We start from the raw sequence: 13,252 nt of genomic DNA, 5'->3' as shown, positions 1-13,252 counted from the left end.
GCCGCAGCAGCAGCCCGAGCCGCCGCGCGCCCCGGTGCCGAGCGCGCTGCGCGGCAAGGGGCTCGGCAACGAGAACCCGCAGCAGGGCCTGACCTTCTCCGGGCCGGCCGAGCAGGGCGGCGTGCAGTCCCGCGGGACGGCCACGGCGTCCTCGGACGGCCAGGGCGCGGCGGGCACGCGGCGGGAGCGTCGCGCGGCTGCCCGCACCCAGGCGAAGAAGACCAAGAAGCGTCGCTGAGCTGGGTTTTCGCGCGGGGGCGGCACCGGTTGGTGCCGCCCCCGCGTGCTTTTGCGGTTTGGTGGGCGGTCGTTGGGCCGGGCGTCGGCGCGCTGCTGGGTTGGCGGGTGGCGGGTGCGTGGCGCCGCTCCCACGCGCTTGGCGGGTGTTGCCGCACGGCTGGTGCCCACTGAGCGAATTCGCAGGTGGGCGAGTGCCGCTGCGCCTCGAAGAGATTGAGGCGCGCGTCGTGCCGTGCCCCTTGGCCACGTGCCCGCTGGGGGCTGGCGCGGCCGTGCTCCGGCTCCTGGCAGGTGCCCAGGAGCCGGAGCGGGTCAGCGGTGTCTCTGCGGCTGCACGACGGTGAAGAAGCCGCACCGCCAGCCGGCTTCGGAGTGTTCGAACCTCGCCATCACGGCGGTCGCCCGGCGGTCGGCGTGTGCGGTTCCGCAGATTTCGATCGTGCCGGGTGTGCTGTGGCTCGCCCGCACCGACTTCACCGTGTAACGCGGGCCCGGCGACGGCGGCGCGCCCCGCAGGTGCTGGTACATCCGCGGCGTGACCACCGCCCGCAACTGGCCCGGCGCGCGCCGTCCGGAGCGGACTTCCAGGATCGCCGTCAGGACGGTCCTCGCGTGGCGCAGTTCGAGCGGTTCGCCCGGACGGCCGCGCCGCCACGTGCGGGCGGCCCCCGCCTGTTCCGGAATCGAATCCGGCGGCGCCGCGCCGCGGTTCGGTTCGTACGGGTACAGCTCGCACAGTCCGGTCATCGGTCCCCCTCGATCGAGTCATGCCGCTCCCTAGAGCGGCACTTCCGGGAGAACCGGACAGCCTTGGCCCGATGGTGTGAACGGGGCCGGTAGGGTCCGCCTGTGCTGCGAGGACTGGTGCTCGACTACGCCGGTGTGCTGACCGATCCGGACGCCGCCGACCTGCTGGCCGCCGTTGATGCCTTGCGTGAGCGGGGAATCCGGACCGCGCTGCTGTCCAATGCGGACGGTGGCGCCGGCCGCGGGGGTCTCGCCCGCCACTTCGACGCGTTCGTCTTCTCCGGCGAGGTCGGCATCGCCAAACCGGATCCGCGGGTCTTCCGGCTCACCGCCGAACGACTCGGCCTCCCCGTGACCGGCTGTGTCATGGTCGACGACTCGCGGGCCAACGTCGACGGCGCCACCGCGGCCGGTATGGTCGGCGTGCACCACACCTCGGTGGCGGACACGCTCGCCGAACTCAGCGCGTTGTTCCCCGCCTGACCAGTTCGAAGCACAGCACCGCCGCGGCCGCGGACACGTTCAGCGATTCGACCTCGCCCGGCATCGGGATCGACAGCCACCCCGTCACCAGCGAGGCGACCTCGTCGCTCACCCCGGCCGTCTCCCCGCCGAGCACGAACGCCGCCCGCTCCGGCAACGGCGCCTCGAACAGCGAGGATCCCCCCTGTGCACCAAGTGCATACAATCCGTATCCAGCCTCTACCAGCATGGAAGCGGCCTCGGCGGCCGTCGCGCAGCGCAGGACCGGCGCGCGGAACGCGACCCCCGCCGAGGCCTTCACGACCAGCGGATCCAGGGCCGCCACACCGCGCCGCGGCACGACGATCCCGCCGAGCCCGGCCGCCGTCGCGGTGCGCAGGATCATCCCCACGTTCGCGGGCGTGGTGATGCCGTCCAGCAGCAGCACCCGCGCCGGAGCGTCGGCCAGCGCGGCGCTCAGCGGCCGCATCCGGGGCGCGACCACGTCCGCCAGCACGCCCTGGTCCTGCTTGCCGTTGCCGGCCAGCACCTTCACCCGGTGCGCGCTCGCCCGCTGCACCGGCACGCCGGCCGCCTTCGCCGCGCGCTGGATCTCCGCCGCGGCCGGACCGCGGGCGGTGTCGGCGAGGATGACCTTGTCCACCCGCAGCTCCGGGTCGTCCAGGGCTTCCAGCACCGGTTTGCGCCCGTAGACGGTCAGGAATCGGTCTTTCGGGGAGATGGTCGTTTCAGCCACGAGCACTAGTAGACCAGTCTGTGTCAGGATCGCGTCATGCCCGACCGCCTTTCCGCACTCGACGCGTCGTTCCTCTACCTGGAGGACGCGACGACGCCGATGCACGTGGGCGGCGTCGCGGTCTTCGAGCGGCCGCGCGACGGGTTCGACTACGAGCAGCTCCTGTGCCTGGTCGGTCAGCGCCTCGCGTTCCTGCCGCGCTACCGGCAGCGCGTGCTGAACGTGCCCGGCCACCTCGCCCGCCCGGTGTGGGTGGACGACGTCGACTTCGACCTGAACTACCACGTCCGCCGCTCGGCGCTGCCCGGCCCGGGCACCGACGACCAGCTGTACGAGCTGGTCGCCCGCCTGATGGCCCGGCCCATGGACCACGAGCGCCCGCTGTGGGAGGCCTACTTCGTCGAAGGCCTCGCGGGCGACCGGGTCGCGCTGGTCACCAAAACCCACCAGTCCGTGGTGGACGGCACCGGCACCGTCGAGCTGGGACAGCTGATCCTGGACACGATGCCGCAGGCCTGTGAGCCGTACGAGGACACCTGGACGCCCCGCCGCCTGCCCAGCCCCGCCCAGCTCGTGCTCGACGCCGTCAGCGAGGCGGTCCGCCGTCCGGGTGAACTCGTGGAGAACGTGCGCGACGTGGTGAGCGACCTGTCCGCCACGGCGGGCAAGGTCACCGACGCGGTCGGCGGGGTCGCCGCCGCGGTCCACCGCGTCCTGCAGCCGGCGCCGTCCGGGCCGCTCAACCGGCACGTCTCCGGCGGCCGCGTGTTCGACGTGGTGCGCACGCGCCTGGAGGACTACCGCAAGATCCGCGCCGAGCACGGGGTCACGGTCAACGACATCGTCCTCGCCGCGATCACCGGCGCGCTGCGTGAGTGGCTGCTCTCCCGCGGTGAGGGTGTCTCGGAGGCGACCACGGTCCGCGCGCTGGTCCCGCTGGCCGTGCTCGAACCGGACACCGTCGAGTTCTCCCCGGCCGGACTGGTCAACAACGAGGTCGAGCCGTACCTGGTGGACCTGCCGGTCGGCGAGCCCAGCCCGGTCCTGCGGCTCCAGCACATCAGCCACACGCTGCGGGCGCACGCCGACTCGGGCCGTTCGGTGGCCGCCCGCGCGATGCTGAAGGTGGGCGGGTTCGCCCCGGCGACGATGCACGCGCTCGCCGCCCGCGCGGCAGGCTCGTTCTCCGGGCGGATCTTCAACCTGCTGGTCATCAATTCGCCGGGGCCGCAGGTGCCGCTGTACGCGGGGCAGGCGAGGATGACCGAGATGTTCCCGGTGATCCCGCTGGCGCGCAACCAGGCGCTGGCCATCGGGGTCACGTCCTACCACGGCGGCGTCTACTTCGGACTCAACGGTGACCGCAAGGCGCTGTCCGATGTGGACGTCCTCGCTGGGATGATCGAGGATTCGCTGGAAGAGCTGAAGGGTGCGAGCTGGTGAGGGTCTACCTTCCGGGCACGATCGGAATGCTGCGCAGGCTGGTGGCGGACGGCAGGCTGCAGCCGCCCGGCGGGACGGGCTTCGCCCTGACCCCGGCGCTGCGCGAGTCCTACCTCAGCGGGGACACCGAGGAGCTGGAGTACGTCGCGCTGCTGGACGCCGCTCGCGCGTCGCTGAGGCTGATCGGCGCCGCCGAGGAGGACGCCAAGGAGCTCCCGCGGCGGGTGGTGATCTCGGTCGACGTCGAGAACGCGACGCCACGGCCGGACCTGGACGCGCCGGTGGTGAAGGTGTCCGGGCCGATCAGCTACGAGGACGTCGCGGCCGTGCACGTCGACGCGGAGGAGGCGGAGGAGGCCGTGCGCGCGGCCGCCCGGGTCATCGACGCCGCGGACCTCGGCGACCCGGACGCGGAGTTCGTCCTCGGCGAGGCGGAGGACCACGAACTGGCCTGGTACGCGCCTCAAGAGCTGCCGTTCCTCCTCGACCTGCTCTAGCGTTTACAGCAGCCGTCGAGGAGGTAGGCATGGACGCCATCACGAACGTGCCCGTCCCGGTCAACGAGCCCGTCCGGACCTACGCGCCGGGCAGTCCCGAGCGGGAATCCCTGCAACGCCGGATCGCCGAGCTGGAGGGCGACAAGCACGAGCTGCCGCAGACCATCGGCGGCAGGCGGCGGATGGCGGGCGGGGACACCTTCGACGTCGTCCAGCCGCACGACCACGCGCACGTGCTGGGCACGTCGGCACAGGCCACCCCCGAGGACGTCGCGGACGCCGTGGCCGCCGCGAAGGACGCCGCGCCCGCCTGGCGGGAGATGCCGTTCGACGAGCGCGCGGCGGTGTTCCTGCGCGCCGCGGACCTGATGGCCGGGCGGCACCGCGACACGCTCAACGCCGCGACGATCCTCGGCCAGTCGAAGTCGGTGCAGCAGGCCGAGATCGACGCCGCCTGCGAACTGATCGACTTCCTGCGGTTCAACGTGCACTACGCGCGCCGGATCCTCGCCGAGCAGCCGAACTCGGTGCCGGGCGCGTGGAACCGCATGGACTACCGGCCGCTGGACGGGTTCGTCGTGGCGATCACCCCGTTCAACTTCACCGCGATCGCCGGGAACCTGCCCAGCGCGCCAGCGCTGATGGGCAACACGGTCGTCTGGAAGCCGACGCCGACCCAGCAGCTGGCCGCGCACTACACGATGCAGGTGTTCGAGGAGGCCGGCCTGCCGCCGGGCGTGATCAACCTGGTGACCGGCGACGGGCACGCGGTCAGCGAGGTCGCGCTCGCCGACCCCGGGTTCGCGGGCCTGCACTTCACCGGTTCGACGGCGACCTTCAAGTTCCTGTGGCGGCGGATCGCGGAGAACCTCGACACCTACGCGAGCTACCCGCGCATCGTCGGCGAGACCGGTGGCAAGGACTTCGTCGTCGCGCACGCCTCGGCGAACCGCGAGAAGCTGGTGGCCGGGCTCGTCCGGGGCGCGTTCGAGTACCAGGGCCAGAAGTGCTCCGCGGCCTCCCGCGCGTACATCCCCCGGTCGCTGTGGGAGAGCGGGCTGCGGGACGACCTGGCGGACCTGACGCGGACCGTGAAGTACGGCGACGTCGCGGACCTGTCGGTGTTCGGCGGGGCGGTGATCGACGCGCGGGCGTTCGCCAAGCACCAGCGGCTGCTCGACAGCGTGGACGCGGACAACGACCTCGACGTCCTGGTCGGCGGCCACTGCGACGACTCGATCGGGTACTTCGTCGAGCCAACCGTGCTGGTGTCCGCCGATCCGGGGCACACCGCGTTCGCCACGGAGTACTTCGGGCCGATCCTCGCGGTGCACGTCTACGACGACGGCTCGTACGGCGAGATCCTCGAACTGGTCGACCGCACCTCGCCGTACGCGCTGACCGGCGCGGTGTTCGCCGACGACCGGGCGGCCGTGCAGCAGGCGCACCAGACGCTGCGGTTCGCGGCGGGCAACTTCTACGTCAACGACAAGCCGACCGGGTCGATCGTGAGCCAGCAGCCCTTCGGCGGTTCCCGCGGCTCCGGCACGAACGACAAGGCCGGGTCGATGTTCAACCTGCTGCGGTGGACGAGCCCCCGGTCGGTGAAGGAGACGTTCGACGCGCCCACCGCCATCGGCTACCCGCACATGGGTTAGCCGGCGGGCAGCTCGGCGACCTGGTCGGCGGGCGGGGCGGCGATGTCGACCGGCTCGCCCCAGCCGGTGTAGCGCATGGTCATCGGGCCCATCGGCGGGTCGCCCTCGGACGCGAGCCCGCTGAAGTCGAACAGCATCTGGGCGGGGAGCTGGTCGGCGTCGAGCCACAACTCCATCGGCGCCGTCCGGCCTGCCATCTCCGCCAGCCCGGAGGTCTTCCCCAGGTCGACGGTGATCCAGTAGTGGCTCACCGGCCGCCCGTCGAGCGTGGTCTGCTCGCTGCGGTCGATGGTGCCGCCCTTGCGGACGTCGTCGAGCACCTGCGCGGGGTCGCTCTGGCCGGACTCGCGCATCATGGCGCCGAGTTCCTTGCCCTTCGCGCTGTCCGCCGGGTAGCGGCCCCACGGCTTGCCCCCGGTGAGCCCGCGGGCCTGTTCCGGGATCGACACGTACTGCGCGCCGTCCACGACGCGCGTCTCGGACGTGACGCCGTCGGCCGTGTGCGTGATCTTCATGGCCCACCCGGGCTCGGTGAAACGCATCTCGCCGGTGGCGGTGGCCTCACGGTCCGCCACGGTCATCGCCACGGAGAACCGCACCGTCTGGGCCTTGCCCGTCTGCTCGGTCGCGGCGCGCACCAGCGTCTGCGCGTCGCCGAAGAGGGCTGGTCCGGCGGCGGGCTGCGCGCCGCAGGCGCTGGCCAGCAGCGCGAGTGCGAGGACCAAAGCTGACTTCTTCACGCGGGTGTTCCCCCCGGTCGGATCACCTCTGCCGGGTGAACTACCGGACATATGTCGCGAAGGGACACTCGCGTTACGGAAAACGGCGCGGTCCCGGCGAACCGAGACCGCGCCGCGACAACCGGTTCAGCCGCCGATCTTGAGCTCGCCCACCTGGTCGGCGGGCGGGGCGGTGACGTCGACCGGGGCGCCCCAGTCGCTGTACTTCATCGTGATCTTCGCCTGCTGCGCCTCGGCGGGCGCGCCCACGGCCTGCATCACCGGGCCGAGGTCCTGCGTGATCTGCACCGGCAGCTGGTCGCTGTTCAGCCACAGCTCCATCGGGTAGGTCACGTTCATCGACTTCAGCTGCTCCAGCGTCTCCGCGGGCAGACCGGACGAGGCCAGCTCGTCGGACGCCTTCGCCACGTCGATGGTGACCCAGTAGTGGCTGACCTGCTGCCCATCGAGCGTGGTCTGCTCGCTGCGGGTGATCGTGCCTGCCTTCTCGATCTGCTCCAGCGTCTTCGACGGGTCGTTCGACTCGGCCTGCTCGAGGCTCGCGCCCAGCGTCTTCGCGGCCTCGCTGCCCTCCGGGAACGTCGCCCACGGCTTGCCACCGGTCGCGGCCTGCGCCTCCTCGGGCAGCTTGAGGTAGAGGACCTTGTCGACGATGCGCATCTCCTGGCTCTGCCCGCCGACGGACATCGTCATGGCGATCGCGCTGTCGGGGCCGTTGAAGCGGCCCTCGCCGGAGCCGGTCATCTGCTGCCCGGCGATCGAGCCGGAGATGGTGAACTTCGCCGACTGCACCTGACCGGTCTTCGCCGACGCCGCCCGGACGAGCTCCTGCACGTCGCCGAACAGCGCCGGGCCCGCGGTCCCGCCGCTGGAGCCGGACTCCCCGCCACCACACGCGGTGAGCCCGAGCACCAGCGCCAGGATCCCGGACGCGAGAGCGGTTTTCTTCATGTGGAACATTCCCCTTTGGTCGGGGCCGCCCGTCTTCGGGCGGCTAACGGGGATATGTCCCAAGAGGACTCCCGCGTTACTTCTGTCAGGCCGCGGTCTTCAGCTCGCCGACCTGATCCGCGGGCGGGGCCGTGACGTCCACCGGCGCGCCCCAGTCGCGGTACTTCATCGTCATCGTGGCGCTCTGCGCGCCGGCCGGCGCGCCCGCCGCCTGCATCACCTGCGTCAGGTCCTGCGTGACCTGCACGGGCAGCTGGTCGGAGTTGAGCCAGATCTCGACCGGGATGACGGCGCCGGAGTTCTTCAGCTTGTCCAGCACCTCCGGCGGCAGTTCACCGGTGTTGAGCGTGCCGGTGGCCTTCGCGACGTCCAGGTTGACCCAGTAGTGGCTCACCGGCTGCCCGTCGAGCGTGGTCTGCTCGCTGCGGGTGATCGTGCCTGCCTGCTGGATCTGATCCAGGATCTGCGTCGGGTCACCCTGGGCGGCCTGGTCCATGCTCGCGCCGATGGCCTTGCCGGCCTCGCTGTCCTCCGGCACCTTCGCCCACGGCTTGCCGCCCTCGACCGCCTGCGCCGCCTGTTCCGGCGGCAGCTTCAGGTAGAGAACTTTGTCCACGACCCGCATCTCCTGGCTCTGCCCGGCGACGGTCATGGTCATGGTCATCGCCGGCGAGGGCCCGGTGAAGCGCCCTTCGCCGCCGGCGTTCAGGGTCTGGCCTGCCACCGAGCCGGTGAGCGTGAACTTCGCAGTCTGCGCCTGGCTGGTCTTGCCGGACGAGGCCAGCACCAGTTCCTGGGCGTTGCCGAACAGCGCGGGCGTCTCGCCGGCCTGCCCGGATTCCGCGGTCGAACCACAGGCGGTGGTGCCGGCGATCAGCGCCAGCGCACCCGCCAGAAGAGCGATTTTGCGCATGACAAGAATCCCTCAGTCGAATGTCCCCCAAGTGGGTTGTCACCGACAGGGATGGGCAAAACCGGCGAAGATCAAACCTCCATGCCCGCCCGCGACGCGAGCAGGCGGCGCAGCGACGGCAGCCGGCGCTTGTCCTCGACCTCGTCGAGCATGCAGTCCGGGTCCTCCGGCGGCCCCAGGTGCCCGCACCCCGGCGGGCACTCCTCGGCGGCCTCGGCGAACTCGTCGAAGGACGCCACGATGTCGTTGGCGGTCACGTGCGCCAGGCCGAACGACCGCACGCCCGGCGTGTCGATCACCCAGCCGCCGTCGGGCAGCGGCAGCGCGACGGCCGCGACGGACGTGTGCCGTCCCTTGCCGACCGCGCTGACCTCACCAGTGGCCAGCTCGGCGTCCGGCACCAGCCGGTTCACCAGTGTCGACTTGCCGACCCCGGAGTGGCCGACGAGCGCGGACACCCGGCCGCGCACGGTGTCGGCCAGCGGCAGCGAGTCCTCGTCGAAGCGGGTCACCACCGCGGGCACGTCCAGCTCGGCGTAGCGGGACAGCAGCTCGTCCGGGCTCGCCAGGTCGGCCTTCGTCAGGCACAGAACCGGCTGCAGGCCACCGGCGTAGCACGCGACCAGGCAGCGGTCGATGAACCCGGGCCGCGGCGGCGGATCGGCCAGCGCGGTGACGATGAGCAGCTGCTCGGCGTTGGCGACGACCACCCGCTCGAACGGGTCGGTGTCGTCGGCCGTGCGGCGCAGCAGGCTGGTGCGCTCGTCGACCCGGACGATGCGGGCCAGCGTGCCCGGCTCGCCGCTGGTGTCGCCGACCAGACCCACCTGGTCGCCCACGACGACCGGGGTCCGGCCCAGCTCACGGGCGCGCATGGCGGTGACGAGGCGGCCGGGGTCGCTGTCGATCGCGCAGGTCCAACGGCCGCGGTCGACCGCGATCACCATCGCCTGGGTGGCGTCGGAGTGGGTCGGCCGCCGCTTGCTGCGCGGGCGCGAGCCCTTTCCCGGGCGCACGCGGACGTCGCTTTCGTCCAGATCGCGCCAGTCCCTGCGTGCCAAGCTCCGAGCCTCCTTCCGAGCACAGATGATCCCCCATCCCGCTCGCCAGTGGTGCGCCACCCGTGTCACGATGGGTTATCCGCAGCCGGTCCGAAGGAGTTGGGCGAGATGTGCGGCCGCTACGCGGCGAAGAAGAACCCGGCCGACCTGGCCCAGGAGTTCGACGCCGTGGACGAGACCGACGGCAAGGCGCGCGAGGCCGACTACAACGTCGCGCCGACGAAGAACGTGGTCACCGTGGTGCAGCGGCACCCGCGGGATGCCGACGGGCAGGTCCTGGAGGACGAGCCCGCCGTGCGCAGCCTGCGGGTCATGCGCTGGGGGCTGGTTCCGTTCTGGGCCAAGGACGTGTCCGTCGGCAACCGGATGATCAACACCCGCGCCGAGACCGCCGCCGAGAAGCCGGCCTTCAAGAAGTCGCTCGCGCAGCGGCGCTGCCTGGTGCCCGCCGACGGCTGGTACGAGTGGCGGCGCACGGGCAAGCAGAAGGAGCCGTTCTACATGACCCGGCCGGACGGCCACTCGCTGTCCTTCGCCGGGATCTGGGACACCTGGCGCGACCCGAAGGATCCGGACGCCCCGCAGCTGATCACTTTTTCGATCATCACGACCGACGCGGCCGGGCGGCTGACCGACGTGCACGACCGGATGCCGCTGGTCATCCACGAGCGGAACTGGGCCGAGTGGCTCGACCCGGACCGCACCGAGGTCGGCGAGCTGCTGGCGCCGCCGATGGACCTGATGGAGACCATCGAGCTGCGGCCGGTGTCCGACCGGGTCGGCAACGTGCGCAACAACGGCCCGGAGCTGATCGAGCGGGTCGAGCCTGCCACCGACCTGGACGCCGCCGACGCCCTGTTCGACCTGCCGAAACCATGACCCGGATCGAGATCCCGACTCCGCACGGCCCGGCCATGGCGGAGCTGCACTGTGCGCCCGACGGCGAGGCGGTGCTGATGCTCGGCCACGGCGCCGGCGGCGGGATCGAGGCGAAGGACCTGGTCGCGGCCACCCGCGCGGGGCAGGCGGCCGGGGTGCACGTCGTGCTGGTCGAGCAGCCCTACCGGGTGGCGGGCCGCAGGGCGCCCGCGCCTGCCAAGCAGCTGGACACGGCGTGGCTCGCGGTGGCCGAGGAGCTGTGCGATCGCTTCGACGACCTGCCGATGGTGTTCGGCGGCCGCTCGTCGGGGGCGCGGGTGGCGTGCCGGACGGCGGCGGCCGGGCAGGCGGTGGCCGTGTTGTGCCTGGCGTTCCCGGAGCACCCGCCGGGCAAGCCGGAGAAGAGCAGGCAGGCCGAGCTGGACGCGGTGGAGGTCCCGACGCTGGTGGTGCAGGGCGAGACCGACCCGTTCGGCTGCCCGAAGCCGGGGCCGCACCACGAGGTCGTCGTGGTGCGCGGGACGCACGCGCTGGACGCCGACCTGGAAGCGGTGTACCGCACGGTGCACGAGTGGCTCGCGAAGGTGCTGCGGCCGCTCACGTAGGCGGACGGCGCTGTCTGCCCGGAGGCGTCCGAGGCACGGTGCCCGCCGCGGCGCCGGTCAGCGCGATGGCGGCTGGGTGCCGTCCGCTGAGTCGGGTGCGGATGGGTGCGACGGTGGCGGAGGTTGGGCGCACCAGGTCGGCCGGCCGGTTCTATCCAGGCCGCGGCGGCTGATCGGCGGCGGGCGCCGCCTGCCTGGCGTCGCACCGGAGGCACCGTGGTCGCGTGCCGTCCGCCGGGTCAGGCGCGGATGGGTGCCACGGTGGCGGAGGTCGGGCGGACCAGGCGCGGCGGGCGCCGGTTCTACCTCCGGGCCGCGGCGGCGGCTGATCGGCGGCGGGCACCGCCTGCCTGGCGCCGCACCAAAGGCGCCGTGGTCGCGTGCCGCCAGGCGGGTCAGGCGCGGATGGGCGCCACCGTCGCCGAGGTCAGGCGCACCAGGTCGGCCGGCGCCAGCTCCACCTCCAGGCCGCGACGGCCGGCCGAGCAGTAGATCGTCTCGAACTTCTCCGCCGTCTCGTCGATCACCACCGGCAGCCGCGAGCGCTGGCCCAGCGGTGAGATGCCGCCGAGGACGTATCCGGTCGCGCGCTGGGCGGCCGCCGCGTCCGCCATCTTCGCCCGCTTGCCGCCGGCCGCCGCGGCCAGCGCCTTCAGGTCCAGCTGCCCGGTGACCGGCACCACGCCGACCGTCAGCTTTCCGTCCACATCGGCCACCAGCGTTTTGAACACGCGGTCCGGTTCGAGCCCGAGCGCCTCGGCCGCTTCCAGGCCGTAGGACTCGTGCTTCGGATCGTGGTCGTAGGCGTGCAGCTTGTGCGCGACTTTCTGCTTCGCGAGCAGGGCGGTCGCCGGCGTTCCCTTCCCGGCCATGGGGTGCACGGTAGCCGGGAGGCGCAAGTCCTTTTCCCGCGGCGGGGAATGTGCCCGGATCGTGCGGTGTTGACACGGACGTGCCGTCAAAGCTTGCTGATCGACGAGCCCGTGTGCAGGCCGTCACCCGCCCGGCCGGTGTACCCGGCCCGGCCAAGCCCGTCCGCGTATCCTCGAAGCTGTCGTATGCGCACCCGGCCACGGGTGTGGACCGCTTCGACGCGGATGGGAAAGGGAACGGTTTGCCGAGCACGCAGAACTCCGCGGTGCCCGAATCCGGCTCCGAGCAGGAGCCGGTCGAAGAGCGCGCCGAGCGCTTCGAGCGCGACGCGATGCCGCTGCTGGACCAGCTGTACTCGGCCGCTCTGCGCATGACGAGGAACCCGGCGGACGCCGAGGACCTCGTGCAGGAGACCTACCTCAAGGCCTACGGCGCGTTCGCCTCCTTCAAGGAGGGCACGAACCTCAAGGCCTGGATGTACCGCATCCTCACGAACACCTACATCAACGGGTACCGGAAGCGTCAGCGTCAGCCGGTGCAGCAGCCCACCGAGGAGATCACCGACTGGCAGATCGCCCAGGCGGAGAGCCACACCTCGAGCGGTCTGCGGTCGGCGGAAGTCGAGGCGATGGACCGGCTGCCCGACAGCGACGTCAAGGACGCGCTGCAGCAGCTGCCGGAGGAGTTCCGGCTCGCCGTGTACCTCGCCGACGTCGAGGGCTTCGCCTACAAGGAAATCGCCGAGATCATGGACACGCCGATCGGGACCGTGATGTCCCGCCTGCACCGTGGCCGCGCCCAGCTGCGCAACCTGCTCGCCGACGTCGCGCGCGAGCGCGGCTTCATCCGCGGCGCCAAGCAGGAGGTAGCGCGATGACCACCGGTCGTGAGCCGCACAAGGACGACGTCCGCTGTTCCGAGGCGCTCGCCGAGATCTTCCTGTTGCTGGATCGCGAGTGCAGCCCGGAGCGGGACGCGCAGCTGCGCAAGCACATCGAGGACTGCCCGCCGTGCCTCGAGGAGTACGGCATCGACGAGCAGCTCAAGCAGCTCCTGCACCGCAAGTGCGGCGGCGACACCGCCCCGGACGAGTTCAAGCAGAAGCTGCGGGCGTCGATCTACCAGACGGTCGAGCGGCGCGGTGACGTGACGATCGAGCGGACCGAGGTCCGGCTCGAGCAGAACGCGGAGTAGTACCCCGGACACGACGAAGGCCCCGGTGCCATGGCACCGGGGCCTTTCTCGTGCCCGAACTCAGCTGTTGGGCTTCTTGCCGTGGTTGGCGCCGTTCTTCCGGCGGTCGCGGCGCTTGCGGGCTCGCTTCGACATGCCTGCTCCTTCCCTGGTCGCGATCTGCCAACCAGTGTCTCAGGCTCGCCCCGGCGGGTGCCGGGAAGGTCCCGCTCTGGTTCACTTGAGCTGCCCC

17 protein-coding genes are annotated in these 13,252 nt (G+C 71.8%); 9 read left to right on the top strand and 8 right to left on the bottom strand.

What is annotated here, in order from left to right:
* The coding region (locus AMY39116_RS46640; protein ID WP_039791755.1) for a hypothetical protein at positions 1-238 on the top strand (238 nt) is incomplete at its 5' end.
* Positions 239-552: 314 nt separating this feature from the next.
* Here AMY39116_RS46640 and AMY39116_RS0325820 read toward each other — a convergent pair.
* Entirely contained in the window at positions 553-987 is a 435-nt protein-coding gene (locus AMY39116_RS0325820) for an Rv3235 family protein (protein WP_020420510.1), read from the bottom strand.
* Positions 988-1,089: 102 nt separating this feature from the next.
* On the opposite strand from AMY39116_RS0325820, the gene AMY39116_RS0325815 reads away from it, so the two are divergent.
* Positions 1,090-1,470, top strand: coding sequence for an HAD-IA family hydrolase (locus tag AMY39116_RS0325815; RefSeq protein ID WP_020420509.1), 381 nt, complete (start codon positions 1,090-1,092; stop codon positions 1,468-1,470).
* On the opposite strand, the gene AMY39116_RS0325810 is transcribed toward AMY39116_RS0325815, so the two are convergent.
* Positions 1,448-2,212, bottom strand: a complete 765-nt coding sequence (locus AMY39116_RS0325810; RefSeq protein ID WP_020420508.1) for an RNA methyltransferase — start codon at positions 2,210-2,212, stop codon at positions 1,448-1,450. The genes AMY39116_RS0325815 and AMY39116_RS0325810 overlap by 23 nt on opposite strands.
* A 30-nt stretch (positions 2,213-2,242) precedes the next feature.
* Here AMY39116_RS0325810 and AMY39116_RS0325805 point away from each other — a divergent pair, with 30 nt between their 5' ends.
* The 3 genes from AMY39116_RS0325805 to pruA are packed head-to-tail and all read left to right on the top strand — an operon-like array spanning position 2,243 to position 5,804.
* Entirely contained in the window at positions 2,243-3,649 is a 1,407-nt protein-coding gene (locus AMY39116_RS0325805) for a wax ester/triacylglycerol synthase family O-acyltransferase (protein WP_020420507.1), read from the top strand.
* Positions 3,646-4,146, top strand: coding sequence for a hypothetical protein (locus AMY39116_RS0325800; RefSeq protein ID WP_020420506.1), 501 nt, complete (start codon positions 3,646-3,648; stop codon positions 4,144-4,146). Before AMY39116_RS0325805 ends, AMY39116_RS0325800 begins: the two co-directional genes overlap by 4 nt.
* A gap of 29 nt (positions 4,147-4,175) precedes the next feature.
* Positions 4,176-5,804, top strand: coding sequence for an L-glutamate gamma-semialdehyde dehydrogenase (pruA, locus tag AMY39116_RS0325795; protein WP_020420505.1), 1,629 nt, complete (start codon positions 4,176-4,178; stop codon positions 5,802-5,804).
* On the opposite strand, the gene AMY39116_RS0325790 is transcribed toward pruA, so the two are convergent.
* The 4 genes from AMY39116_RS0325790 to rsgA all read right to left on the bottom strand — a co-directional run bounded on the left by AMY39116_RS0325790 (position 5,801) and on the right by rsgA (position 9,469).
* Complete coding sequence (locus AMY39116_RS0325790) at positions 5,801-6,529, bottom strand: hypothetical protein (protein WP_020420504.1); 729 nt, start codon at positions 6,527-6,529, stop codon at positions 5,801-5,803. The two genes, pruA and AMY39116_RS0325790, sit on opposite strands and share 4 nt — an antisense overlap.
* A gap of 141 nt (positions 6,530-6,670) precedes the next feature.
* Positions 6,671-7,495 (bottom strand): hypothetical protein, encoded by an 825-nt coding sequence (locus tag AMY39116_RS0325785; protein WP_027936227.1) that lies wholly within the window; start codon positions 7,493-7,495, stop codon positions 6,671-6,673.
* A gap of 85 nt (positions 7,496-7,580) precedes the next feature.
* Positions 7,581-8,408 carry a hypothetical protein gene (locus AMY39116_RS0325780; protein ID WP_020420502.1) on the bottom strand — a complete coding sequence of 276 codons (828 nt, stop codon included), beginning with the start codon at positions 8,406-8,408 and terminating at the stop codon, positions 7,581-7,583.
* 71 nt (positions 8,409-8,479) lie between these two features.
* A complete protein-coding gene (rsgA, locus tag AMY39116_RS0325775; RefSeq protein WP_020420501.1) occupies positions 8,480-9,469 on the bottom strand; it encodes a ribosome small subunit-dependent GTPase A in 990 nt (329 codons plus the stop codon).
* Positions 9,470-9,577: 108 nt separating this feature from the next.
* On the opposite strand from rsgA, the gene AMY39116_RS0325770 reads away from it, so the two are divergent.
* Both AMY39116_RS0325770 and AMY39116_RS0325765 read left to right on the top strand, forming a co-directional pair.
* Positions 9,578-10,348: an SOS response-associated peptidase gene (locus AMY39116_RS0325770; protein WP_020420500.1), complete on the top strand. Its 771-nt coding sequence runs from the start codon at positions 9,578-9,580 to the stop codon at positions 10,346-10,348.
* Positions 10,345-10,953 carry an alpha/beta family hydrolase gene (locus AMY39116_RS0325765; protein ID WP_020420499.1) on the top strand — a complete coding sequence of 203 codons (609 nt, stop codon included), beginning with the start codon at positions 10,345-10,347 and terminating at the stop codon, positions 10,951-10,953. Before AMY39116_RS0325770 ends, AMY39116_RS0325765 begins: the two co-directional genes overlap by 4 nt.
* A 395-nt stretch (positions 10,954-11,348) precedes the next feature.
* On the opposite strand, the gene ybaK is transcribed toward AMY39116_RS0325765, so the two are convergent.
* Positions 11,349-11,825 carry a Cys-tRNA(Pro) deacylase gene (gene ybaK / locus AMY39116_RS0325760; RefSeq protein ID WP_020420498.1) on the bottom strand — a complete coding sequence of 159 codons (477 nt, stop codon included), beginning with the start codon at positions 11,823-11,825 and terminating at the stop codon, positions 11,349-11,351.
* A gap of 242 nt (positions 11,826-12,067) precedes the next feature.
* On the opposite strand from ybaK, the gene AMY39116_RS0325755 reads away from it, so the two are divergent.
* On the top strand, positions 12,068-12,703 hold the full coding sequence (locus tag AMY39116_RS0325755) for a sigma-70 family RNA polymerase sigma factor (RefSeq protein ID WP_026153467.1): 636 nt from the start codon (positions 12,068-12,070) through the stop codon (positions 12,701-12,703).
* Entirely contained in the window at positions 12,700-13,020 is a 321-nt protein-coding gene (rsrA, locus tag AMY39116_RS0325750) for a mycothiol system anti-sigma-R factor (protein WP_020420497.1), read from the top strand. The genes AMY39116_RS0325755 and rsrA overlap by 4 nt, the downstream gene beginning before the upstream one ends.
* A 60-nt stretch (positions 13,021-13,080) precedes the next feature.
* Here rsrA and AMY39116_RS48170 read toward each other — a convergent pair whose 3' ends face one another.
* On the bottom strand, positions 13,081-13,155 hold the full coding sequence (locus tag AMY39116_RS48170; protein ID WP_369794341.1) for a 50S ribosomal protein bL37: 75 nt from the start codon (positions 13,153-13,155) through the stop codon (positions 13,081-13,083).
* Positions 13,156-13,252 lie beyond the last annotated feature (97 nt).

Source organism: Amycolatopsis sp. ATCC 39116, from assembly GCF_000231075.2.
GTDB classification, from domain to species: domain Bacteria; phylum Actinomycetota; class Actinomycetes; order Mycobacteriales; family Pseudonocardiaceae; genus Amycolatopsis_E; species Amycolatopsis_E tucumanensis.
The sequence above is the reverse complement of the archived record's forward strand: the minus strand, read 5'-3'. Positions and strand labels throughout refer to the sequence as shown.

What these genes read in the sequence shown, in the direction of transcription:
- AMY39116_RS0325820 (WP_020420510.1), bottom strand. Translation starts at nt 987, where the DNA reads ATGACCGGACTGTGCGAGCTGTACCCGTACGAACCGAACCGCGGCGCG.
- AMY39116_RS0325805 (WP_020420507.1), top strand. Translation starts at nt 2,243, where the DNA reads ATGCCCGACCGCCTTTCCGCACTCGACGCGTCGTTCCTCTACCTGGAG.
- pruA (WP_020420505.1), top strand. Translation starts at nt 4,176, where the DNA reads ATGGACGCCATCACGAACGTGCCCGTCCCGGTCAACGAGCCCGTCCGG.
- AMY39116_RS0325785 (WP_027936227.1), bottom strand. Translation starts at nt 7,495, where the DNA reads ATGAAGAAAACCGCTCTCGCGTCCGGGATCCTGGCGCTGGTGCTCGGG.
- AMY39116_RS0325780 (WP_020420502.1), bottom strand. Translation starts at nt 8,408, where the DNA reads ATGCGCAAAATCGCTCTTCTGGCGGGTGCGCTGGCGCTGATCGCCGGC.
- AMY39116_RS0325770 (WP_020420500.1), top strand. Translation starts at nt 9,578, where the DNA reads ATGTGCGGCCGCTACGCGGCGAAGAAGAACCCGGCCGACCTGGCCCAG.
- AMY39116_RS0325765 (WP_020420499.1), top strand. Translation starts at nt 10,345, where the DNA reads ATGACCCGGATCGAGATCCCGACTCCGCACGGCCCGGCCATGGCGGAG.
- ybaK (WP_020420498.1), bottom strand. Translation starts at nt 11,825, where the DNA reads ATGGCCGGGAAGGGAACGCCGGCGACCGCCCTGCTCGCGAAGCAGAAA.
- rsrA (WP_020420497.1), top strand. Translation starts at nt 12,700, where the DNA reads ATGACCACCGGTCGTGAGCCGCACAAGGACGACGTCCGCTGTTCCGAG.